This window comes from Arthrobacter sp. SAFR-023, from assembly GCF_051965295.1.
Lineage (GTDB): Bacteria > Actinomycetota > Actinomycetes > Actinomycetales > Micrococcaceae > Arthrobacter.
The window spans coordinates 34,725-57,671 of the sequence record NZ_JBQCMF010000006.1 but is presented as its reverse complement, the minus strand read 5'-3'; the positions used below and the strand labels follow the sequence as shown (position 1 = coordinate 57,671).

Sequence of the window (22,947 nt, the reverse complement as noted above, 5' to 3'; positions counted from 1 at the left end):
CCCACTCATGAAGAAGCTGAACAAGCTCAGCATCATCGGCTACGGCGCCGGCGATGCCGCGAACAACCTCGCTTTCACCACCGCCACCATGTTCCTGCTGGTGTACTACACGGACGTCGCCGGTATCTCGGCGGCAGCGGCTGGCACCCTGCTCCTGGCGGTGCGCATCTTCGACGCCTTCGCCGACGTTTTTGCCGGCCGGATCGTGGACCGTACGTACAGCAAGCGGTTCGGCAAGTTCCGGCCCTTCATCATGTTCGGCTCCATCCCGCTCCTGCTGCTCAGCGTGGCCACTTTCTCGGTGCCGCAGCTCGGTGAGTCGGGCAGCCTGCTTTACGCCTACGTCACCTACGCCGCCCTCGGCCTGGCCTACAGCCTGGTCAACATCCCGTACGGGTCGCTGGCCGGCGCCATGACACAGGACCCGGGGGACCGGGCCAAGCTCGGCTCGGCCCGCATGATCGGCGCACTGCTGGTTGGTTCTTCCCTGGGGATCTTCGTGGCACCGCTGATCAAGCCCGGCGCCACCAATCTGCAGGCAACGTTCACCGCCCTCACACTGGTGTTTGTGGTGATCGGCGCCGGCCTCTACTTCTTCACCGCCCTGACCGCCAAGGAACGGGTGCACCGCGCCGTTCCCAACGTCACCTTCAAGCAGAGCATGGACACGCTCAAAGGCAACAAGCCGCTCCTGATGCTGTGCTTGAGCTCCTTCTTCTTCCTCACCGGCTATCTCGCCCTGACGTCGGTGCAGCTGTACTACCTGCGCGACGTCCTGGGCAGGCTGGACCTGTACCCGGTCCTCTCCATCACCCAGCTGGTTCTCACCTTCGTGCTGTCGGCCTTCATGCCCAGGCTGGTGCGGACCGTCGGCAAGAAGCGCGTCTACATCGTCTCGTCACTGATTTCTGCTGCGGGCGGCGCGATCGTCTTCTTCACCCCGGCCACCCAGGTGTGGATCGGCTTCTCCGGCCTGGTGATCAGCGTGACGGGCGTCCTCGCCGTGAGCATCGTGGTCTGGGCCCTTGAGGCCGACACCGTTGAATACGGCGAATGGAAGACCGGCGTACGCACGGAAGGCATCACCTACGCGCTCTTCTCCTTCACCCGCAAGACCGGCCAGGCGGTGGGCGGAGCGCTGGCCGCCTATGCGCTGGCCCTCGGCGGCTACAAGTCCGGCGCCGCCCAGACGGCCGAGGCCGTGTTCGGAATCCAGGTGGCCGCCGGGGCGCTGCCGGCCGTCATGACCTTGCTGGCCGTGCTGGTCATGGCCAAGTACAAGCTCACGGACACCATGCACGCCCAGATCCTGGCGGACATCACGGCCCGCCGTGAAAGCGGCGATGCCCCCAAAACGGCCGGTGCCGCCGTCGGGCCCGTCACCACGACCACCAACTGAGCACCGTCCGCCATCTGGGCAGTACCTACCAACCGAGCATCCACCAGCCGACCCCTGACCCAGTCCATCCGAAAGGACCTGTTGTGAAAATCATTGCCGCGGAAGTCTTCGTGACCAGCCCATCCCGTAACTTTGTAACGTTGCGGATCACCACGGAGGACGGCGTGACCGGTATCGGTGACGCCACGCTGAACGGGCGTGAGCTTGCGGTGGCGGCGTACCTGAAGGAGCACGTGGCGCAGCTGCTGATCGGGAAGGATCCGCACCGGATTGAGGACACGTGGCAGTTCCTATACCGGTCTTCGTACTGGCGGCGCGGGCCGGTGACGATGGCGGCGATCGCTGCGGTGGACATGGCGTTGTGGGATATCAAGGGCAAGCTGGCGGGCATGCCGGTGTACCAGCTGCTGGGCGGGGCGTCCCGGAACGGGCTGCGCGCCTACGGCCACGCCTCGGGTTCGGATATCCCGTCCCTGTTCGATTCGGTCCGGGAGCACCTGGAACTGGGGTACAGGTCGGTGCGAATCCAGACCGCGGTGCCCGGGATCAAGGCCGTGTACGGGGTGGCGGCGCAGGCGCAGGCCTCCGGCGAACGCTACGACTATGAACCGGCCGGCCGGGGTGCGTTCCCGGTGGAGGAGGACTGGGACACCCGGGCCTACCTGCGCCACCTGCCCACGGTGTTCGAGGCGGTCCGGAACGAGTTCGGCCCGGAACTGCCGCTGCTGCACGACGGGCACCACCGGATGACGCCGATCCAGGCCGCGAAGCTGGGCAAGGCGCTGGAGCCGTATGACCTGTTCTGGCTGGAGGACTGCACTCCGGCGGAGAACCAGGAGGCGCTGCGCCTGGTCCGCTCCCACACCACCACGCCGCTGGCGATCGGTGAGATCTTCAACACCGTGTACGACTACCAGAGCATCATCAAGGAACAGCTGATCGACTACGTCCGGGCAGCGTCCACCCACTTCGGCGGGATCTCGCCGTTGAAGAAGGTCATGGACTTCGCCGCGCAGTACCAGATCAAGTCCGGTTTCCACGGCCCCACGGACATTTCCCCGGTCGGGTTCGCCGCGCAGCTGCACGTGGGCCTGGCGATCCACAACTACGGCATCCAGGAATACATGCAGCACTCCGCGGCGACCAATGAGGTCTTCGAGCAGTCCATGACCTTCACCGACGGCTACCTGCACCCGGGCGACAAGCCCGGCATCGGCGTCGAATTCAACGCCGAAGCCGCGGCCGCCTACCCGTACCAGCAGGCCTACCTGCCCTACAACCGCCTCGTCGACGGAACGGTCCACGACTGGTGAGCGGGCCCGGTTCCAGCGGACATGTCCCGGCCGCCGGCCTTCACGTGATCGTCATGGGCGTGTCCGGCTGCGGCAAGACCACTATCGGCGACCTCCTGGCCCGCGAACTGGGGGCCCCGTTCCTCGACGGCGACTCGCTGCACCCGGTGGAGAACGTCACCAAGATGGCCGCAGGCACGCCGCTGACCGACGAGGACCGCTGGCCATGGCTGGCGATCGTGGGCCGCAAACTGGCGGCCGCCGGTCCGGACGGACTGGTCCTCGCCTGCTCGGCGCTGCGGCGCAGTTACCGGGATGCGATCCGGGAACAGGCGCCGGATACGGTGTTCCTGCACCTGCACGGCAGCAAAGAGGTCCTGACCGCCCGGACTGAGGGACGGACCGGCCACTTCATGCCGCCCGCCCTCCTCGCCTCGCAGCTGGCCACCCTCGAACCCTTGCAGGTTGATGAGGCAGGCGTGGTGGTGGACATCGCCGCGCCGGTGGACGCCGTCGTCGAACACGCGATGGCCGGCCTCGAGCACCTGGGCTGCCGCGCGGCGAGCTAGCGACGCTCCTGCGTCCACTGCGCGAACTGGCAGCTGATGACCCCAAATCCGCGGTTTGAGGTCATTAGCTGCCAGTTCGCGTCCGGCGGGGCCACAAGGATCCGTTCGCGCTCTGTGCTCCCGTGCACCGGGAGGCGTACCGTATGGCTCATGGAGAGTACAGGGTGCGCGGTGGTGGGCGGCGGGCCGGCCGGCATGATGCTGGCCCTCTTGCTGGCACGGGCCGGCGTCGAGGTCACCGTCCTCGAAAAGCACGGCGATTTCCTCCGGGACTTCCGCGGCGACACCGTCCATGCCTCCACCATCCGGCTCATCGACGAACTCGGCCTCGGCGCCGAGTTCCGCGAACTGCCGCAAAGCCGGCTGCGCAATGTCGCCTTCCCCGTGCCTGGCGGCGGCCTGGTCACGCTGGGCAATTTCGCCGCGCTCCGGCCACCGTACAACTACATTGCCATGATGCCGCAGTGGGACTTCCTGAACTTCCTCGCCAGGGCTGCCGAGCAGGAGCCGACGTTCACGCTCCTGATGGAGCACACGGCAACGTCCCTGATGTCCGACGGCGGACGGGTCACTGGTGTCCGCTACCTCACCAAGGACGGCGCCGAAGGCGCACTCCGCGCGGACCTTGTGGCGGCCACGGACGGCCGGCATTCGGTGCTGCGGCAGGCGGCCGGCCTGACGTCGAAGGAATACCCGGTGCCGTTCGACACCTGGTGGTTCAAGCTGCCGAGGGCCGAGTCCGAACAGGGGGAGGTGGCCGGGATCGTTCCGGCCTTCGGTGACCGCGCCGGCGTTATCGCCCTGTTCCGGGACACCTATTACCAGATGGGCTACTTCGCCCAGAAAGGCTCCGGCGACCGCATCAAGAGCGAGGGAGTGGAACGGTTCCGGGAACGCATCGCCGCCTTGCGCCCTGACCTCGCCGACAGGGTCGATGCCATCAGTTCCCTGGACGACCTTCACTGGCTTGATGTCCGGCTGGACCGCCTGCGGCGCTGGTACGTCGACGGGCTGCTGTGCATCGGTGACGCCGCGCATGCGATGTCCCCGGCCGGCGGGGTGGGGATCAACCTAGCCATCCAGGACGCCGTGGCCGCGGCAACCCGGCTCGCCCCCGCGTTGCTGCGGGGCAAAGTCACCGTGAAGGATCTGGCCGCGGTGCAGCGGCGGCGGCAGCTGCCCACCATGATCATCCAGTCTGTCCAGCGCTTCATGCACCGCGGCGTCTTCGTTCCGCTCTTTACCGGCAAGAGGTCGGGAGCGCCGCCGGTGATGATGTACCTCGCCCAGCACGTGCCCGTCCTGATGCGGCTGCTGCCCCGGATGATCGCGATCGGACCCCTGCCCGAGCACGCGCCCGCCTTTGCCCGGCGGGTGGACGCGGGGCCCGGCAAGGCATCCGGCACCGACTAAACTGGAGCCCATGACTTCCACCCCGGACTCGCTTTCCAACACCGCTGCCCGTGCCCGACTTCTGGAACTGATCAAGGAGCTCGCGGTTGTCCGCGGCAAGGTCATCCTGTCCAGCGGTGCCGAGGCCGACTACTACATCGACCTGCGCCGCATCACCCTGCACCACGAGGCCTCCAAGCTCGTTGGCCAGGTCATGCTGTCCCTCATCGACGACGCCGGCATCGGCTTTGAGTGCGCCGGCGGCCTCACGATGGGGGCAGACCCGGTGGGCACCGCCGTCATGCACGCCGCCACCGACGCCGGCCGGGCGGTCGACGCCTTCGTGGTCCGCAAGGCGCAGAAGTCCTACGGTATGGGCCGCCAGGTGGAAGGTCCCTCCGTCGACGGCCGCAAGGTCCTGGTGCTCGAGGACACGTCCACCACCGGCGGCTCGGCCCTGACCGCCGTCGAGGGCGTCCGGAACGCCGGCGGCAACGTCGTCGCCGTCGCCGTCATCGTCGACCGCGACACCGGCGCCAAGGAAAAGATCGAAGCCGAAGCCGGTGTGCCGTACCTGTACGCCTTCAGCAAGGACGAACTCGGCCTGAGCTGATCCTCGCCCAGGCTGCTTTGGCAGCCAGAGGGGACGCCCGGAGCGGACCGACTGGAGCGGGCCGTTTGAAGCGGACGACGGCGGGACCTCCCGCCGTCGTCCGCTCGGCTTTTGGCCCCAAGCTTTTGGGCTCCACGGCCCCCCCGCTTGTGCTGCCCCGCCCGGCTGTGCCTAGGGTAGTTCAGTGCCATACGAAGGGGCCGCGGGCCAGACCGGCCAGCAGAAGCCGCCGGGCGCAGACGCTGCCCGGCTTCTCCGGCGCGCCGCCAACCTCAAACGCTTCTCCCGCCGGACCTTCCTCACTGGAGCCGGCGCCTCCACTGTCCTCGCAGCCGACATGCTGTTCACGAAGCGCGTGCAGGAGGAGCGGCAGGTCCATAAAATACTCGTGGTCGAGGACGACTTCGCGCAGAGTTACTTTCCGAATGCCAGCTGGATCCTGTTCCCCGGCTACAAGACAAGCTGGGAAGAGGCCCAGTGGATCCTCAATTCGCTGCGCGGGAGCCTCCGGCTGCGCGGCCAGCTCGCGGCGGCCGGGTATTCGAACCTCGGACTGGACATCGACCAGCTGGTCATCGCGGTGATTGAGCACGTCCGGGCACACAACCTCACTACCCTGTACTTCTACGGTCACAGCTTTGGCGGGATGGTGGCTACGCAGGTGGCAGCCCGGCTGCTGGAGCTGCATGGCGTCAAGGTTGAGCTGATCGTGCTCGACTGCAGCCCCTACAGCAAGTTCGACGTCCTGGACCAGAGCTGGTTCGACGGCGTGGTGTTCCTCTACGAAAGCGGGTTCCGGATCCCCTCCGTGCTGCGCGGCGGCTACGAGCTGGGGGAGCGGGTGGCCCACAAGGACGAGCGCTCATGGCGGCAGATCCTCGACCAGACGCTGGAGCAGCTGTCCCCGATCGCACCCTCCAGCGTCCTGGTGCAGACGGAATCCGCCTACATCTACCACTTCGATGCCACGCGCTTTGCGGGCCAGATCGGCGATACCCGCATGGCTTACATCGGAAATCCCCGGGACCAGACCGTCAACTACCGGACGGCCCGTGATTCCTGGGCCCACACGTTCGCCGCCAACATGGTCACGGCCGACCGGCAGACCACGGGCGCACTGCCGGCACACGCCAGCCCGGGCTGGAACCCGTTCGTGTACCGGCCCATCCTCGAGGACCTGGAGAACGAAATCTTCCCGCTGCCCGGAGGCGGCGGAAAGATGACACCGTTCTAGATCTGGTTCTTGAGGTCCGCCACGGAGTTCAGCACCTGGTTGGGCCGGAACGGGTAGGAGGCGATTTCGTTGCGCTGCGTGATGCCGCTGAGCACCAGGACGGTGTGCAGCCCGGCCTCCATGCCCGCGATGATGTCGGTGTCCATGCGGTCGCCGATCATCGCGGTGGTCTCCGAATGTGCATCGATCTGGTTCATGGCCGAGCGGAACATCATGGGGTTCGGTTTGCCCACAATGTACGGCTCCCGTCCGGTCGCCTTGGTGATCAGGGCGGCGATGGCGCCCGTGGCGGGCATCGGACCGTCCTTGGAGGGGCCGGTGGCGTCCGGGTTGGTGGCGATGAAACGCGCCCCGGCGAGGATCAGCCGGATCGCCATGGTGATCGCCTCGAAGGAGTACGTGCGGGTTTCGCCGAGGACCACAAAGTCGGGGTTCTGGTCGGTGAGGATGAAGCCGGCCTCGTGGAGCGCCGTCGTCAGTCCTGCCTCGCCGATGGTGTACGCGCGGTTCCCGGAATCCGAGCCCTGCACCTGGTCCTTCAGGAACTGGGCCGTGGCCAGGGCCGACGTCCAGATGTTCTCCTCAGGGATTTCCAGGCCGGAGGCCCGCAGGCGGGCGGCGAGGTCGCGCGGCGTGAAGATGGAGTTGTTGGTCAGGACGAGGAAGCGCTTTGAGGTGTCCACCCAGCGCTGGACCAGCTCCGCGGCCCCGGGAACGGCCTGGTTCTCATGCACCAGGACGCCGTCCATGTCGGTGAGCCAGCATTCAATGTCCTGGCCGCTGCGGTACACGGCCGCCGATGTCTTTACCTTGTCCGCTTCTGCCATGTCATTCCTTCACCGAGATGTTTGCATTCGGAGCCCAGTCTAGTGTTGAGGGGTGACGCAAACGCCCGGGACACCCGAACCCCAACCAGAACCATCCCAGCCAGGACCGAACGGGACGCCGGAGCCAAAGCCGGAGGTCGGCGTCGGGCCCTGGGAAGGTGAATGGCCGGAAGGCGACCACTGGGATCCGGACCTCCTGACGGATGGCGACCGGCGCAACGTCGTGGACAAGTACCGGTACTGGAAGCACGAGGCGATCGTCGCGGACCTGGATGCCAAACGGCACGACTTCCACATAGCCATCGAAAACTGGCAGCACGACCTCAACATCGGAACCGTGGTGCGCACCGCCAACGCATTCCTCGCCAAGGAGGTCCACATCATCGGACGACGGCGGTGGAACAGGCGCGGGGCGATGGTCACCGACCGCTACCAGCACGTCCGCCACCACCCCACCGTGGAGGACTTCGTGGCCTGGGCGCAGGGGGAGGGCCTGGCCATCATCGGGATCGACATCTTCCCCGATTCCGTCCCGCTGGAGACCTACGAGCTGCCGCAGAAGTGCGTGCTGGTCTTCGGGCAGGAAGGGCCGGGGCTGACGCCCGAAGTGCATGAGGCTGCAGAGGCCACGCTGTCGATCGAGCAGTTCGGGTCCACGAGGTCTATCAACGCAGGCTCGGCCGCGGCGATCGCCATGCACGCCTGGGTGCGCCGGCACGTGTTCGGCCAGCACGTCTAGTTTTCTGTCGAGGTGAGACGTCACGGCAATGTTTGCGCCCGACACTGCCGTGAAGTGCCATTTCGAAGCGGGTACGGCAGCTGTCCCTGTGGATAACCCCGGTGGCCGCTGACTGAGCAGCAACAATTGAGCATGCGCAAGGCACCGCTCCCCGAGCACCTGAGGAAGGGCTCCTTCTCCCTCCGCGCCGCAGATAAGGCCGGAGTTAGTAGGACCGGCACCGAGGCGAACGACTTGGTCACGGTTTCGCGGGGAATCCGGATGCACCTAGGCTCGGAGGCGTCCGGGGCGGATGCGCTGCGCGCCTACACCGAGCTTGATGACGCCTCCGTGCTTGCCGTAGCCTCGGCCGCCAGGATGCTGCAGGTCTGCTTGCCCGTCTGGCTGGAGCAGGACTGGCGTATCCACGTAGCCCGCCGGCGCGGATTCAGCATGCCGCGCAGGGTGAACGTGGTGGGTCACCTGCTCACGCTACTCCCCGGTGAGGTCATTGAGTACGACGGCGTCCGGCTCACCTCCCCTGCCCGGACGTGGCTGGACCTGGCCTCGGTCCTGACCGCCGATGAGCTCGTCATTGCCGGCGACTCGCTTGTGTGCTCGCACGGACCGGACTTTCCCCGGCCACGGGAGCCAATGTGCACTGTCGAGGACCTTCGGGCTGCCATCGCCCGGCACCCCGGGATGCGCGGCATACGTACCGCCAGATCCGCGGTGGAACTGGTGCGTGTGGGTTCGGATTCCCAGCCTGAAACAAGGATGCGCCTGCACCTGATCAGGAGCGGCTTGCCCGAACCCGTTCTGAACCATGTGGTGACTGGGGTTTCTGGAAGGCCGGTGCTTTGGCCGGACGCTTCTTACCCGGCGCAGCGAGTAGCGGTCCAGTACGAGGGCTCGCACCACAATGCGGCCGACCAGTACCTGCGGGATATCCGGCGGGCGGACATTGCGGCAGAGCATGGCTGGCTTGAGGTCCGGGTGTCGAAGTTCGACCTCGCCGGTGACCGTCCCGCCGTCGTCGGCAAGGTCCGGGCGGCGCTGCAGAGCCGGGGCTGGCGCGCGAGATGACACTTCGCGGCAGTGTTGGCGCCGAAGACTGCCGTGAAGTGCCATCTCACTAACAGCCGCAAGTGTTACCCGGCCGGGTGACCCAAACCACGGCGCGTGTAAAGAAATGGCTAGGATGGTTCCTAGCCGACGAGGTTCACTCCAGGGTCAACGAAACCCGCAGACGAAATTCGATTTAGGAGTCAGCATGCCCATTGCAACCCCAGATATCTATGCCGACATGATCGACCGCGCCAAGAAGGGCGGCTTCGCGTTCCCGGCCGTCAACGTCACGTCTTCCCAGACCCTGAACGCGGCCCTGCGCGGTTTCGCCGAGGCCGAGTCTGACGGCATCGTCCAGGTCTCCACCGGTGGTGCTGCATACTGGTCCGGCGCCTCCACCAAGGACATGGTTGCCGGTTCGCTGGGCTTCGCCGCGTTCGCCCGCGAGGTGGCCAAGAACTACAACGTGAACATCGCGCTGCACACGGACCACTGCCCCAAGGACAAGCTGGACGGTTTCGTCCTGCCGCTGCTGGCCGCTTCCGAGGCCGAGGTCAAGGCCGGCCGGAACCCGCTGTTCAACTCGCACATGTGGGACGGCTCCGCCGAGACCCTGGACGAGAACCTGCGCATTGCCCGCGAACTGCTCGAGCGCACTGCGGCCGCAAAGATGATCCTCGAGGTTGAAATCGGCACCGTCGGCGGCGAGGAAGACGGCGTCGAGCACGAGATCAACGAGAAGCTCTACACCACGGTGGACGACGCCCTCGCCACCATCGAGGCTCTCGGCGCCGGCGAGAACGGCCGCTACATCACCGCCCTGACCTTCGGCAACGTACACGGCGTGTACAAGCCGGGCGGAGTAAAGCTGCGCCCGGAGATCCTGAAGGACATCCAGGCCCAGGTCGGTGCCCGGATCGGCAAGGAGAATCCGTTCGACCTGGTGTTCCACGGCGGTTCCGGCTCCTCTGACCAGGAAATCGCGGACGCCGTGTCCTACGGCACCATCAAGATGAACATCGACACCGACACCCAGTACGCGTACACCCGTCCGGTGGCTGACCACATGTTCCGCAACTACGACGGCGTCCTGAAGGTCGACGGCGAAGTGGGCAACAAGAAGACCTACGACCCCCGCGTCTGGGGCGCTTCCGCCGAGGCCGGCCTCGCCGCACGCGTTGTCGAGGCAACCCAGCAGCTGGGCTCCGCGGGCAAGACCTTCTAGTCATGTCCGACGAGTTCCGCAAGAACCTTATGGGTCCCGAGCCCACGCTCCTGCCCGCTGAGACCGAGGTGTACCAGCACCTCGCGCTCGGCGCCGAGGCGCTGGACCTCGTGGAAAAGCACCCCACGTCGTCGCTGTTGTGGGCCGTGCTGGCCGAGGAGGCGTGGTCGGAAGGCCGCACCATCGATTCATACGCCTACGCACGGGTCGGCTACCACCGCGGCCTGGACTCGCTCCGCCGTAACGGCTGGCGGGGCGTGGGTCCCATCCCGTGGGAGCACGAGCCCAACCGCGGCTTCCTGCGGGCGCTTTACTCGCTGGGCCGCGCCTCCGCCGCCATCAACGAGGCGGAGGAACCTCAGCGCATCGAGAAGTTCCTCAACGACTCGGACCCCGCGGCCAAGGCTGCCATCGAGGGCAAGTAGTACAACCAAGTTAAATACGACGGCGGGCGGTCACCTTTTCCAAGGAAGGTGACCGCCCGCCGTCGTATGTTAGCTGGCCCTCTGCAGGCCGGTGCGGGCCATGGCGTCGGCGTAGGCAACGTGCATCTCGTCGAGGTACTGCTTCTGCCGCTCGGGGCTTCCGGCGAAGGAGCGGCCGCTGAGCGAACGGACCTTGTAGGTCTTGAGCCCCCGGCGCCAGAGCAGCGGAACCTCGGTCTTGAGCAGCAGGCCTGCGAGGCGGTTGGCCTCGGTGCCGTGGGCCACGATGACCGAGGCGCGAGGGACCAGTGCCAGGAATTTCAGCAGCGGCTTGAGGCCGGCCTGAATCTGGTCGGGCGTGAACTTGCCGTTGGGCTCATCCGGCGTGTGCCACGGGTGGACGTTCCACGGCATGATGTACTCCGGCCGCAGGCCCAGCTTCCACTGGAGGCCCAGCATGCGGGTGGCAGCATCGTCGTCGCCCGGCATGATGAAGCCGGTGGGCGATGCCGTGCCGATGTTGGAGAAGAGGCTGATGATGCGGCATTCGTCGACGTCGTGCGCGGGGTCGACGTACGGCACCTGGGTGCCCGGCTTGGCGCTCTGCAACGTATCGCAGAGCTCATTGACAGCGGCAACGTTGGGCTCGTAGCGGCGCCTTAGAAGCTGTTCATGGAAGGATTCGGTAGCCAGAGCGGTCATATGGTGCTGTGTCTCCTGCAGGTGGGTCGCGCCGCCGCGCCGCAGTCCGGCACGCCGCAGGCATGCCGAGTGCGGCGTGGTGAAAAATGAGGTGTGGACCGGTACCTGACCGGTCCTTCCCAGTTTAGCAAGGCGTCCGAACCGCAATGTCCCGCCCCCGCGCGCCGCCATGGCGGACTCGCGCGGGGAAGGGCCTGCAGGGCGGTGAATGAGGGCTAAATCACTTCCAGAGCCGCTTGGTGGCGAGGCGTGCGCCTTCTCCCAGCGCCTCCAGTTTCGCGACCGCGATCTGCGGGTGCACCCGGCCGCCGAGGCCGCAGTCGGTGGAGGCGATCACGCTCTCGCGTCCCACGAGCCTCGCGAAGCGTTCGATCCGGTCCGCCACCAGTTCCGGATGCTCCACGACGTTGGTCGCGTGCGAGACAACGCCCGGAATGATGACCTTGCCCTCGGGAAGCTTGGTGTCTTCCCACACGCGCCATTCGTGCTCGTGCCGGACATTGGCTGCCTCGAACGAGTAGCCGCCTGCATTGATCTGCAGGACGGAGCTGATGATGTCGGCAAACGGGATGTCCGTGGTGTGGGGGCCGTGCCAGGATCCCCAGCAGACATGCAGCCGGATCTGGTCCTGGGGCAGGTCGCGAAGTGCCCAGTTGGTGGCCTCGACCCGGAGCTGGATGAATTTGAGGTAGTCCTCGAGGCTGGGCTCCGGGTTGATCTGGTCCCAGCTCTCCGCCAGCGACGGGTCATCGAGCTGCACGGTCAGCCCGGCGTCGACGATTGCCTTGTATTCCTCGCGCATGGCGTCGGCGCAGGCGTAGACCAGTTCCTCTTCGGTCTTGTAGTAGTCGTTGGCAACCCGTGCGCAGGAGCCGGGCGAAAGCGACGCGACGAAACCCTCGGTGAGGCCGGCTGCCTGCATGCCGGTCTTGAGGTTGGTGACGTCAGAGGCCACGAGGTCCTGCCCGGTGTAGGTCAGCGGACCGGCGATCTTGGGTTGTGCCACGCTCTTCCGGTGGGCGAGGATCCCGGAGGATGGGTCGCTGTAGGCGTCGTTGAACTTCTGCCTGTCCCGGCGGTCGGGGAAGGAGGTCAGGACGATGTTGCCAGGTGTGGAACGGTGCACCTCGGCATCGGCCCAGCGGTCCACGTTGGTGGGCTCGAGGCCGCCGAGGCGGGCGAACGAGTAGTTCCACCAGGCACCGTAGTCGACGCTGCTGGACATCGCGTGCCCGTATTCGCCGTCGTTGGGGATGTCGATGCCCAGGTCCTTTTGGCGCCGGACGATGTCCACCACCGAGGTTTCCAGGAGGTCCAGGAACTCCGGCGTGATTCCGTCCGCTTCCTTGGCGGCGTTGGCGGCGATGAGTTCCGGGGTGCGGGGCAGGGATCCGGCGTGTGTGACGCGGATGTGGTCGGTGTTCAGTGACATGGTTGGGTCTCCTCGGCCGCTCGGGATGGTTCACTCTCACTCAAGTCTCCGGACGGAGACAGTGGCAAATCGCAGGTGGAATGTGTCGCCGGAATCTGCTGCACGGACGAAACACCAAAAGCCATACTTTTGCCCCGCATCCGCTAAACTTGGGTGGTAAGAGCCCCGGAACTCTTGCGTCCCCTCCCCGGCCAGCGCCGCGGGTTCGGACGACGAATTCGGGGCATTCTCATGAACGGCGCCGACCTCCGGTTGAAGCACCTCGGTGATCCAGCCGGGCTAGGCCCGAACGAATGGGGGAGGATCCCATGCCAGCAATCGTGATCGTCGGAGCCCAGTGGGGCGACGAAGGAAAAGGTAAGGCCACCGACCTGCTTGGCGGCCGCGTCGACTACGTAGTGAAGCCGAACGGCGGCAACAACGCCGGGCACACCGTCGTCGTAGGCGGTGAGAAGTATGAGCTCAAGCTCCTTCCGGCCGGCATCCTCAGCCCCAACGCCGTCCCCATCATCGGCAACGGCTGCGTCGTCAACCTCGAGGCACTTTTCCAGGAGATCGAAGGCCTCGAAGCGCGCGGGGCGGACACCTCCAAGCTGCGTGTCTCCGCCAACGCCCACCTCGTGGCCCCGTACCACCAGGTGCTGGACAAGGTTACCGAACGCTTCCTCGGCAGCCGCGCCATCGGCACCACCGGCCGCGGCATCGGGCCCACCTACATGGACAAGGTTGCCCGCCTCGGCATCCGGGTCCAGGACGTCTTCGACGAGTCCATCCTGCGCCAGAAGGTGGAAGGCTCACTGCGCCAAAAGAACGAGCTCCTGGTCAAGGTCTATAACCGCCGCAGCATCGAGGTGGAGGAAGTGGTCAGCTACTTCCTCTCCTTCGCGGACCGGCTGCGCCCCCTGGTCATCGACAGCACCCTCGTGCTGAACACTGCCCTGGACGAGGGCAAGGTGGTGCTCATGGAGGGTGGCCAGGCCACGTTCCTCGACGTCGACCACGGCACCTACCCGTTCGTCACCTCCTCGAACCCCACCGCCGGCGGCGCCTCCGTGGGTTCGGGCATCGGCCCCACCCGCATCTCGCGGTCCATCGGCATCATCAAGGCGTACACCACCCGCGTCGGTGCCGGGCCGTTCCCCACCGAGCTGTTCGACGAGATGGGCGTGTACTTGCAGAAGACCGGCGGCGAATTCGGCGTCAACACCGGCCGCCCGCGCCGCTGCGGCTGGTATGACGCCGTCCTGGCCCGCCACGCCTCCCGCGTGAACGGCTTCACCGACTACTTCGTCACCAAGCTGGATGTCCTCACCGGCATCGAACAGATCCCGGTGTGCGTGGCCTACGACGTCGACGGCGTCCGGCACGACGAGATGCCCATGACCCAGACGGAGTTCCACCACGCCAAGCCCATCTTCGAATACTTCGAAGGCTGGACCGAGGACATCACCGGTGCCCGCGCGCTGGCCGACCTGCCCGAGAACGCCCGCAACTACGTGCTGGCCCTCGAGAAGCTGTCCGGCACGCGTTTCTCCGCGATCGGCGTCGGACCGGACCGCGACCAGACCATCGTGGTCAACGACCTGATCAACGACTGACGCGGAAAGCGTCCGGCAACAACAGCTCAAACAAGCAGTTCCCGACGGCGGCGGGTCACCTTACGGTGGCCCGCCGCCGTCGTGCTTTCCGGGCAGAAACCATCCCGACAGAAAAAAGTTTTCGGAACCGCGTAACCTGCCGGCCCGCCGCAGCGATTACGTATATGTAAGCGCCGGGCAGGAGGTTGTCCCCCATCGGCCTCCGGCCCGGCCTTCAATCAACCAAAGGATTTTTTTCTGATGAAGAGTGTTAGCAAGACCACCAAGATTGCTGTCGCAGCCGCCATCGTCGCTGTTGGAGGTTTCTCCAGCATCGGACTGGCCAACGCTGCCCAGGTTTCCAGCTCGCAGCACACAGAGGTGACCCCCGCTACGCCCGCCACCCCGGCCGTTCCCGCGACCCCCGAGGTTCCGGAAGTACCCGCCGTCCCGGCCACACCGGCCACCCCGACGGTTCCTGCCGCCCCGGCCGCCAAGGCCAAGGCTGCCGGCGAAGCTGCTGACGCAGCCGACGCCGCAGTGGAAGCTGACAAGGACAAGGCCGCCGCCAACGCGAACGTCTCCGCCGGGGACAAGGCTGCAGGCGCCGATGTTACCGCAGCAATCCCCGCTGTTCCCGGTGGTGCCGGCGTTCCGGCCACCCCGGCCATTCCCGCCGCCCCGGCTGTGCCGGACGTTGCGGACCACGTGGCCAAGCCGGCCGCTCCGTCCGTCGCCGCTGATGTCAAGGCTGACGCTGCTGCTGACCTGCCCACCGGCAAGTAGTCCACAGCACGCGAAACAGGGCGTTCCCCGAATAGGGGCGTGAGGTGTGCGGCGGCTAGGCTTACTACCGCCGCACACCTGCAGTAAAGGGAAGGATCGCTCCTTGGCAGCTCAGCTGACCGACGACGAATTGTCAGCAGCCCTGTCTGGCGACCCTTCCGGCTTCAGCGCCGTCTACAGCATCATTTCCCCTGCCGTCCTCGGTTATTTCCGGGCCCGCGGGGTGGACGACGCCGAAGCCCTCACGCAGGACGTCTTCGTGGATGTCCTGCCCAAGCTCAGCAATGTCAGGGGCGGCCACTCCGGGCTGCGGACCTTCATCTTCTCCGTGGCGCATGCCCGCCTCGTGGACTATCACCGCCGGTCCGCGCGGACGCCGCATCTTACTGAATTCGACCCGCTCCTGGATGAGCGCCGGTCGAGTTCCGCCGAGGACGAGGTGCTCGGTTCACTGGGCGGAATCACTTCATCACTTGCCATGCTCAACGATGACCAGCGGGAAGTGCTGGTCCTGCGGATCGTCGCGGACCTTTCGGTGGAACAGGTGGCCGGCATCATGGACAAGACCCCCGGGGCCATCAAACAGCTCCAGCGCCGCGGGCTGATAACCCTGCGCGAACTCGTCAAGGAAAAGGACCACGCAGCATCATGAGTGTCATGCCGGCAGGCCGCGAAGAAGGAGAGATCCAGGCGATCCTCCTGGATTCCGGGCTCGAAGACGACGCCGATCTCCGCAGGTCCCTTGAAGAACTGCGCGGGCTCGCCCAGGACTCCGCACCCCAGCCGCGGGCCGATCTCGCCGCCCTGCTCGCACACGGGGCATCAGCACACGGTGCACCAGCTTCAGACATACCCGCGTCAGACAGGCCCGCCCCGGGCCCGGCCATGCGGCGCGCCGCCTCCAACGTGGCGAGCCTTGAACTTCACCGCCGCAACCGGCAGCGGCGGATGGGCTTTGTGGTGGGCGCCGCAGTGGTCGGTGCCATGGGGCTTGGGGCCGGCGCTGTCGCAGCCTCCAGCGAGGACTTCCGCAACAGCGTAGGCCACACCGTGGTCCGAATCTTCCAGCCGACCAGCGAGACAACCGCGCCGACGCCGGTGCCCACGTCGCCCGCCGGCATTCCGGCGGCTCCGACGCCGACTGTTGCTGCACCCCAGCCATCGGTTACCGGAACGGCTGCTTCGCCGTCGGCACCCGTGACGCCCGTCCAGACGGACCCGGCTGCCGAGAAGGGATCATCCCATCCATCGGCCGCGAACGGTTCCTCCGGCAACGCGGCGAAGAGCCAAGCCCCGGCCCCGGGCAGGCCCAGCCAGCTGCCCACCGTCCCCGGAACCGGCGTGGCTCCCAAGCTTCCGGCCAAGCCGCTGCCGGCAGTGCCCACGCTGCCGGGCGGCATGCCGACCGTCCCGGCCAAGCCGGTCCCCGGCACGCCGTAGAGGGAGCCGCCCGAGTTTTTGTCCACTTATTGGCCGCAAATGGCCGCCGAAGTCGCGATACGTGGACAAAAACTGAAGGAAGGGGGGGCGCAAAAAAGTTTTTTGAAAAGGTTTGGAATCGGCGTAACCCTTTCGGGTTCCCCGTCGATTACCGAAGTGAGAGTGCCGGGCTGGAAGTTGTCCCCCATCAATATCCAGCCCGGCATTTTTTATCTCTCCGGTCCTGCTGGCCTGTTTCCAGGCCCTGATGCCAGGCGCTGTTGCTAGGCCAGGACCTGCCGCTTCGAGGAGATCACTCCCGTGTCGAACCCGGCCAGGTGAAGCCCGCCGTGGAAACGGGCGTGCTCGATCTTGACGCAGCGGTCCATCACCACGTTCAGTCCTGCGGCCTCGGCATCCTGTGCCACACTCTCGTGCCACGAGCCGAGCTGCAGCCACAGGGTCTTGGCACCCGCGGCCACAGCCTCGTCCAGCACACCCGGAAGGTCATCGTGCTTGCGGAAAACGTCCACGATGTCCGGGCTTTCGGGCAGGTCCGCCAGCGAGGCGTAGGTGGGCTGGCCGAGGATCTCCTTGACCACGGGATTCACGAAGTACACCTTGTACCGCGTCGAGGACTGCAGATAGGTGGCCACGAAGTAGCTCGCCCGGGACGGCTTGTCCGAGGCGCCCACGATGGCAATCGACTTAGCTTCACGCAGCAGGTTCAAACGCTCCGGCGCGGACGGGCCGGCCCAGGTTCGCTCAGTGTTGCTCATGACCGTGCTCCAATCGTGCAGGAATCAGCAGTTTCTTCGAGGACGACGGCGCCACCCGCCGTGGCGCTCTGCGCTTCCGTGAGCGCCTGGTCCAGGTCCCAGAGGATGTCCTCGAGGTCCTCCAGGCCAACCGAGATGCGGACCAGGTCCTCAGGAACGCCGGCGGATTCCAGTTGCTCATCACTGAGCTGCTGGTGGGTCGTCGAGCCCGGGTGGATCACCAGGGTGCGGGCGTCGCCCACGTTGGCCAGGTGCGAGGCCAGCTGCAGGGACTCGATGAACTTCTGGCCGGCTGCCCGGCCGCCCTTCACGCCGAAGGAGAACACGGAACCCGGCCCCAGCGGCAGGTACTTCCGGGCCCGCTCGAAGTGCGGATGGGAGGGCAGTCCGGAGAAGTTCACGTAAGCCACGCGTTCGTCGGCTTCGAGCCACTCGGCCACAGCCTGGGCGTTCTTCAGGTGCTCGTCCAGGCGCTGGGGGAGGGTTTCGACGCCCTGCAGCAGCTGGAATGCGGACTGCGGGGAGAGGGCTGGCCCGATGTCGCGCAGCTGTTCGCAGCGCAGCTTGGTGAGGAACCCGTATTCGCCGAAGTTGCCCCACCAGGACACGTTGCCGTACGAGGCCACAGGTTCGGTCATGGTGGGGAACTTGCCGTTGCCCCAGTTGAACCGGCCGCTCTCCACGATGACGCCGCCCAGGGTGGTGCCGTGGCCGCCGAGGAACTTCGTGGCGGAGTGGATCACGATGTCCGCGCCGTGCTCAATCGGCCGCACGAGGTACGGCGTGCTCAAGGTGGCGTCGACGACGAGGGGGATGCCGGCGTCGTGCGCCACCTTTGCCAGGGCCGCCAGGTCCTGGACCTCGGACGACGGGTTGGCCACCACCTCGACAAAGATGGCCTTGGTGTTCTCCCGGACGGCCGCTGCGTAGTCGGCGGGGTCGGTGCCGGGGACGAACGTGGTGTCTACGCCGAAACGGCGCAGGGTCACGTCGAGCTGGGTGACCGTGCCGCCGTAGAGCTGGGATGCCGCGACGATGTGGTCACCGGCCTGGGTGAGGGCGGCGAAGGTGATGAACTCCGCGGCCATGCCCGACGACGTCGCAACAGCGCCGATGCCACCCTCCAGCGAGGCGATGCGCTCCTCGAACGCGGCCACCGTCGGGTTGCCGATGCGGGAGTAGATGTTGCCGTACTTCTGCAGCGCGAAAAGGTTGGCGGCATCCTGGGTGTCCTTGAATACGAAGGACGTGGTCTGGTAAATCGGAACGGCACGGGCGCCGTGCTCGGCGTCGGGAGTGCCGCCGGCATGCAGGGCGCGGGTGCGGAATCCGAATTTGCGGTCAGCCACTAGACAGTCACCAGCCCGGTGGTTGAACCCGCCGAAGCCACCGGCGTCTGGGACAGGTCCAGCTCGGCGCCATGCTTGCGGGCCAGGTCGGCCTCAAGTTCCCGGACGATGGGCAGGATGTCCTGGCCGAAGGCGGCGACCTCCTCCTGGAAGTGCAGGTAGCAGGTCAGGAACAGGTTCACGCCGATCTTCTTGTACTCGACGATGCGCTCGGCGATCTGCTCGGGGGTGCCGATCAGCTGCGTTTTGAAGCCGTCGTTGTACTGGATCAGGTCCTCGAACTTGGAGTCAGCCCACATGCCCTTGCCGTCCTTGGTGGACGCGCCGGCTTCCTGCACAGCGTCCCGGAAGCCCTGGACCGCCGGCTTGTGCGCCTTCTCCACGATCTCGCGGAGGGTGTCGCGGGCTTCCTTCTCCGAGTCACGCGCAATGACGAAGCCGTTGAGGCCAAACCTTGGGGCGGCCAGTTGCCCTTCCGTGCCGCGCTTGGTCTCGCCCGAAGCAGCGACGACGCCGGCGATGTTTTCCTTGAAGCCTTCAAGGTCCTTGCCGTTGGAGAAGTACCAGTCGGCGACGCGGCCTGCGGTGGCCTGGGCCGCCGTGGAGTTTCCGCCGAAGAAGATCTCCGGGTGGGCGCGGCCCGGAACGTCCACGGGGGCAGGGTTCAGGGTGAAGTCCGTGATGTTGTAGTACTTGCCGGCCTGGCTGTACTCCTTCTCGGTCCACAGCCCGCGCAGCACCCTGATGAATTCCTCGGTGCGGACGTAGCGTTCGTCATGCTCCAGCCATTCGAGGCCAAAGTTGGTGAACTCGTTCTTCAGCCAGCCGGAAACGATGTTGACAGCGGCTCGGCCGTTCGAAATGTGGTCGGCGGTGATGATGTACTTGGCCAGCACGCCGGGGTGCCACATGCCCGGGTGGACGGCGGCGATCACCTTGAGACGTTCGGTGGCGGCGAGCAGGGCGAGGCTGAAGGACGTCGCCTCGTGCTGCTTGTCCGCCCCGTAGGAGGCGGCGTAGCGGGTCTGGGTCAGGGCGTATTCGAAACCGGATTCCTCCGCGATGCGGGCCAGCTTCTTGTTGTAGTCGAAGTCCCAGCTGGTGCGCTGCTCAATGGTGGAGACCACCAGGCCGCCGGAGACGTTCGGCACCCAGTAAGCGAACTTCAGCGGTTCGGAAAGACGGGCTACGTTGCTGATGTCATTCATGAATTGTTCCTTTACTTCTGCCCGGAGTTGGGGTTTCCGGGGACGGCGGCAGCGCGGCTGTGTAGCGCTTTCTGGATACCGGCAATGGCCGGTTCGTTCTGGAGTGAGGTGGTGTCGCCCAGCGCGGTTCCCTCGAAAAGCTGGGTCAGCAGACGGCGCATGATTTTGCCGCTGCGGGTCTTGGGTACGTCGGGGACAACGACGATGTCGCGTGGCTTGGCGATCGGGCCGATTTCCTTGGCAACGTGGTTGCGGAGGGTTTCGCTGGTTGAGCTCGCCGAAACCCCGTTCTTCAAAACAACAAACGCGACGACGGCGTGCCCCGTCTTGGGATCGGCCACCGGACAGACACCCGCTTCCACCACATCCGGGTGGGTGACGAGGGCGGACTCAATCTCGATCGTGGAGAGCAGGTGGCCTGAGACGTTGAGCGTGTCGTCCACCCGCCCCAGGATCCAGATGTCGCCGTCGTCGTCGTACTTGGCGCCGTCACCCGCAAGGAACCAGCCCTGCTCCGCGTACTGGCTCCAGTAGGAGTCGAAGTAGCGGCGCGGGTTGCCCCAGACTGTCCGGGCGATTGCCGGGCCGGGCTGGTCCACGACGATGAAGCCCTGTACCCAGGGTGCGGTGCGGTTCCCGGCCTCGTCCACCACGCGCGTGCTGACGCCGGGCAGCGGCCGGGCGGCGCAGCCGGGCTTGAACTCGGTGTCCGTGGGCGCGGGGGACATGATGGTGGCCCCGGTTTCGGACTGCCACCAGGTGTCCACCACCGGGGCGGACCCCGCCCCCAGGTTGTCGCGGAGCCAGCGCCACGCCTCCGGGTTAACGGCCTCTCCCACGGTGCCGAGCAAACGGATGGAGGAGAAGTCGTAGCTGTTCGGGACGCCGTCCGGGAACCAGCCCATGAGTGAGCGGACCAGGGTGGGCGCTGTGTAGTACTGCGTGACGCCGTAGCGTTCGATGATCTCGAAGTGCCGGCCCGGGTGCGGGGTGTTGGGCGTGCCCTCGAAGATCACCTGCGTGACGCCGTTGGAGAGCGGACCGTAGATTTCGTAGGTGTGCGCGGTGACCCAGGCGAGGTCGGCGGTGCACCAGTGCACATCCTGGTCCCGGAGCGCAGGGTCCGGGTTGCTGAACAGGTGCTCGAAGCTCCACGACGCCTGGGTCAGGTAGCCGCCGGATGTGTGAACCAATCCCTTGGGCTTACCCGTGGTGCCGGAGGTGTACATGATGAACAGGGGAGTCTCGGCGTCGAACGCCTCCGGTTCGTGCACGTCGGAGGCGGGTTCGACGACGTCGTGCCACCAGACGTCGCGGCCTGCGGTCATGGGGACCGCTGCGAGATCGTCGGGGGCCGTGGTGCGGTTGATGACCAGGACGCGCTCGATGGCGTTGTCCCCGGCGACGGCGGCGTCTGCGTTGTCCTTGACCGGCACCGCGACGCCGCGGCGGAACTGGCCGTCGGTGGTCACCAGTAGCTTGGCTCCGGTGTCCTCGACGCGGAACCGGAGGGCCTCGGCGGAAAATCCGCCGAACACCAGGGAGTGGATGGCGCCGATCCGGGCCACGGCGAGGGTGATGATGACCGTTTCCGGAATTACCGGCAGGTAGATGACCACGCGGTCGCCCTTGGTGATGCCGAGGGACAGCAGCGCGTTGGCGGCCCTGGAGACTTCACCCTGCAGTTCGGCGTAGGTGATAGCGCGGCGGTCGCCCGGTTCGCCCTCGAAGAAGAGCGCCACCTTGTCCCCGCGGCCGGCGGCGACGTGGCGGTCCACGCAGTTGTACGCGACGTTCAGCCTGCCGCCGTCGAACCACTTGATTTCCGGCCCACGGCCGGCTTCGACGTCGGCGGGCCGCCAGCTGTGCGCCGTGTGCCAAGGCTTGTGGGTGCCGTGGTTCTGGGTGCCAGGTTCCTGGCCGCCGGGGCGCTCGGCCCAGTCCAGCCGGAGGGCCTGTTCCTCCCAGAAGGCAACATTGCCGGCGTCCACAATGGGGGTGGTGCCGCTGTGACGCGCCGGCCCGTCGGTGGGGACGCCGTGCACTGCGCCGTCCGTTGGCTCGGTCGAGGACCATCCCGAAGAGCCGCTGAAGGAGCCGGGCGCGTCACGCAGCCCTGCTTCGTTCGCCGTCGCGTCCGAAGTGGTTCGTGGGGTTGCCTCGGATGGGATCCGGGCAAGGGTGGGCAGGGCAGAAGTATTCTTTGGTGTCATTGCAGCACTCCATCGGTCCTGGCAGTAGCACCCCTGGTCCTCCGCCGGAATGGAAGAACAGTGACGTGGGAATGGTCGTCTCACGTCACCGGGGTTGCTGCGGCTTCATCGATCCAGGTCTCTCGGCCGCTCGGGATGGTCACTATCTACTAGAGCCGAGTTGCAGGATTTCTCAAAATTGGCGTCTGGGGAGCTGTAATATTCGTTCATCACGGCCCACGTTCGCTGCCCGTCATCCACATATTCGGAAAAGGCCGCAAAAGTACGGCAGGAGTAGAGTTGAGGCATGGCTCACGAAAACGATCCGGCGGTTGTCGACCGACTCATGCGAACGAAGGGCACCTGGGCGATCGTTGGCCTGACCCGGAATGAGTGGCGCTCGGCGTACGACGTCTCGCTGTTTGTCCGCGACCGCATGGGCATGGAGATCATCCCGGTTAACCTGCCGGGCGACGACGTGCACGGAGAGAAGGGCTACCGCTCCCTCTCCGAGATTCCGGCGGAAAAGCACCCGATCGACGTCGTGGACTGTTTCGTCAACTCCCAGAAGGTGGGGCCCGTCATCGACGAGGCCATCGCCGTCGGCGCCAAGGCAGTGTGGCTGCAGCTCGGCGTGTTCGACGACGCCGCCGTGGAGCGCGCGAAGGCCGCCGGGCTGGACGTCGTCGTGAATTCATGCCCTGCCCGCGAAGGGTGGCGCGTGGGCATCTAGCCTGTGCG

General features: G+C 66.2%; 22 protein-coding genes. 15 read left to right on the top strand and 7 right to left on the bottom strand.

Annotated features, from left to right (window positions below; all coding sequences use genetic code 11):
* The first annotated feature begins 7 nt into the window (after positions 1-7).
* The 6 genes from uidB to ACTHQX_RS08180 all read left to right on the top strand — a co-directional run bounded on the left by uidB (position 8) and on the right by ACTHQX_RS08180 (position 6,499).
* Positions 8-1,399, top strand: a complete 1,392-nt coding sequence (gene uidB, locus ACTHQX_RS08205; protein ID WP_236806512.1) for a glucuronide transporter — start codon at positions 8-10, stop codon at positions 1,397-1,399.
* A gap of 83 nt (positions 1,400-1,482) precedes the next feature.
* Complete coding sequence (gene manD, locus ACTHQX_RS08200; protein ID WP_236806517.1) at positions 1,483-2,712, top strand: D-mannonate dehydratase ManD; 1,230 nt, start codon at positions 1,483-1,485, stop codon at positions 2,710-2,712.
* Positions 2,709-3,260 carry a gluconokinase gene (locus ACTHQX_RS08195; protein WP_236806519.1) on the top strand — a complete coding sequence of 184 codons (552 nt, stop codon included), beginning with the start codon at positions 2,709-2,711 and terminating at the stop codon, positions 3,258-3,260. The genes manD and ACTHQX_RS08195 overlap by 4 nt, the downstream gene beginning before the upstream one ends.
* A 150-nt stretch (positions 3,261-3,410) precedes the next feature.
* Entirely contained in the window at positions 3,411-4,673 is a 1,263-nt protein-coding gene (locus ACTHQX_RS08190; RefSeq protein WP_236806521.1) for an FAD-dependent oxidoreductase, read from the top strand.
* Positions 4,674-4,683: 10 nt separating this feature from the next.
* The gene (pyrE, locus tag ACTHQX_RS08185) at positions 4,684-5,265 is read left to right on the top strand and encodes an orotate phosphoribosyltransferase (RefSeq protein WP_236806523.1); all 582 of its coding nucleotides are present in this window, start codon (positions 4,684-4,686) and stop codon (positions 5,263-5,265) included.
* 184 nt (positions 5,266-5,449) lie between these two features.
* Positions 5,450-6,499, top strand: coding sequence for a thioesterase domain-containing protein (locus tag ACTHQX_RS08180; protein WP_236806525.1), 1,050 nt, complete (start codon positions 5,450-5,452; stop codon positions 6,497-6,499).
* Here the strand turns inward: ACTHQX_RS08180 and ACTHQX_RS08175 are convergent.
* The gene (locus ACTHQX_RS08175) at positions 6,496-7,326 is read right to left on the bottom strand and encodes an HAD-IIA family hydrolase (RefSeq protein WP_440156744.1); all 831 of its coding nucleotides are present in this window, start codon (positions 7,324-7,326) and stop codon (positions 6,496-6,498) included. The genes ACTHQX_RS08180 and ACTHQX_RS08175 overlap by 4 nt on opposite strands.
* Positions 7,327-7,378: 52 nt before the next feature.
* Between ACTHQX_RS08175 and ACTHQX_RS08170 the strand changes: the two genes are divergently transcribed.
* The 4 genes from ACTHQX_RS08170 (at position 7,379) to ACTHQX_RS08155 (ending at position 10,762) form a co-directional block, all read left to right on the top strand.
* Positions 7,379-8,065, top strand: coding sequence for a TrmH family RNA methyltransferase (locus ACTHQX_RS08170; RefSeq protein ID WP_236806528.1), 687 nt, complete (start codon positions 7,379-7,381; stop codon positions 8,063-8,065).
* A 132-nt stretch (positions 8,066-8,197) separates the two neighbouring features.
* The gene (locus tag ACTHQX_RS08165) at positions 8,198-9,130 is read left to right on the top strand and encodes a hypothetical protein (protein ID WP_440156741.1); all 933 of its coding nucleotides are present in this window, start codon (positions 8,198-8,200) and stop codon (positions 9,128-9,130) included.
* Positions 9,131-9,317: 187 nt separating this feature from the next.
* Complete coding sequence (gene fbaA, locus ACTHQX_RS08160) at positions 9,318-10,337, top strand: class II fructose-bisphosphate aldolase (protein WP_236806532.1); 1,020 nt, start codon at positions 9,318-9,320, stop codon at positions 10,335-10,337.
* A 2-nt stretch (positions 10,338-10,339) separates the two neighbouring features.
* Complete coding sequence (locus ACTHQX_RS08155) at positions 10,340-10,762, top strand: DUF3151 domain-containing protein (protein ID WP_236806534.1); 423 nt, start codon at positions 10,340-10,342, stop codon at positions 10,760-10,762.
* A 69-nt stretch (positions 10,763-10,831) separates the two neighbouring features.
* Here ACTHQX_RS08155 and ACTHQX_RS08150 read toward each other — a convergent pair whose 3' ends face one another.
* Positions 10,832-11,464 carry a uracil-DNA glycosylase gene (locus tag ACTHQX_RS08150; protein ID WP_236806536.1) on the bottom strand — a complete coding sequence of 211 codons (633 nt, stop codon included), beginning with the start codon at positions 11,462-11,464 and terminating at the stop codon, positions 10,832-10,834.
* Between the two features lie 220 nt (positions 11,465-11,684).
* Positions 11,685-12,896, bottom strand: coding sequence for a cobalamin-independent methionine synthase II family protein (locus ACTHQX_RS08145; protein ID WP_440174566.1), 1,212 nt, complete (start codon positions 12,894-12,896; stop codon positions 11,685-11,687).
* A 308-nt stretch (positions 12,897-13,204) separates the two neighbouring features.
* Here ACTHQX_RS08145 and ACTHQX_RS08140 point away from each other — a divergent pair, with 308 nt between their 5' ends.
* The 4 genes from ACTHQX_RS08140 to ACTHQX_RS08125 all read left to right on the top strand — a co-directional run bounded on the left by ACTHQX_RS08140 (position 13,205) and on the right by ACTHQX_RS08125 (position 16,699).
* Positions 13,205-14,494, top strand: coding sequence for an adenylosuccinate synthase (locus tag ACTHQX_RS08140; RefSeq protein ID WP_440156736.1), 1,290 nt, complete (start codon positions 13,205-13,207; stop codon positions 14,492-14,494).
* A gap of 240 nt (positions 14,495-14,734) precedes the next feature.
* On the top strand, positions 14,735-15,259 hold the full coding sequence (locus ACTHQX_RS08135) for a hypothetical protein (RefSeq protein WP_440156734.1): 525 nt from the start codon (positions 14,735-14,737) through the stop codon (positions 15,257-15,259).
* Positions 15,260-15,362: 103 nt separating this feature from the next.
* Complete coding sequence (locus tag ACTHQX_RS08130) at positions 15,363-15,911, top strand: RNA polymerase sigma factor (protein WP_440156732.1); 549 nt, start codon at positions 15,363-15,365, stop codon at positions 15,909-15,911.
* Positions 15,908-16,699: a hypothetical protein gene (locus ACTHQX_RS08125; protein WP_440156730.1), complete on the top strand. Its 792-nt coding sequence runs from the start codon at positions 15,908-15,910 to the stop codon at positions 16,697-16,699. The genes ACTHQX_RS08130 and ACTHQX_RS08125 overlap by 4 nt, the downstream gene beginning before the upstream one ends.
* A gap of 263 nt (positions 16,700-16,962) precedes the next feature.
* Here ACTHQX_RS08125 and ACTHQX_RS08120 read toward each other — a convergent pair whose 3' ends face one another.
* From ACTHQX_RS08120 to acs, 4 genes are read right to left on the bottom strand one after another with little or no spacing between them, the layout of a single operon-like run.
* On the bottom strand, positions 16,963-17,457 hold the full coding sequence (locus ACTHQX_RS08120; protein ID WP_440156728.1) for a CoA-binding protein: 495 nt from the start codon (positions 17,455-17,457) through the stop codon (positions 16,963-16,965).
* Complete coding sequence (locus ACTHQX_RS08115; protein WP_440156726.1) at positions 17,454-18,806, bottom strand: O-acetylhomoserine aminocarboxypropyltransferase/cysteine synthase family protein; 1,353 nt, start codon at positions 18,804-18,806, stop codon at positions 17,454-17,456. The genes ACTHQX_RS08120 and ACTHQX_RS08115 overlap by 4 nt, the downstream gene beginning before the upstream one ends.
* A complete protein-coding gene (gene sfnG, locus ACTHQX_RS08110; RefSeq protein WP_236806551.1) occupies positions 18,806-20,014 on the bottom strand; it encodes a dimethylsulfone monooxygenase SfnG in 1,209 nt (402 codons plus the stop codon). Before sfnG ends, ACTHQX_RS08115 begins: the two co-directional genes overlap by 1 nt.
* Before the next feature lie 11 nt (positions 20,015-20,025).
* Positions 20,026-22,227, bottom strand: a complete 2,202-nt coding sequence (gene acs / locus ACTHQX_RS08105; RefSeq protein ID WP_440156723.1) for an acetate--CoA ligase — start codon at positions 22,225-22,227, stop codon at positions 20,026-20,028.
* 286 nt (positions 22,228-22,513) lie between these two features.
* Between acs and ACTHQX_RS08100 the strand changes: the two genes are divergently transcribed.
* Positions 22,514-22,939, top strand: coding sequence for a CoA-binding protein (locus ACTHQX_RS08100; RefSeq protein WP_440156720.1), 426 nt, complete (start codon positions 22,514-22,516; stop codon positions 22,937-22,939).
* Positions 22,940-22,947 lie beyond the last annotated feature (8 nt).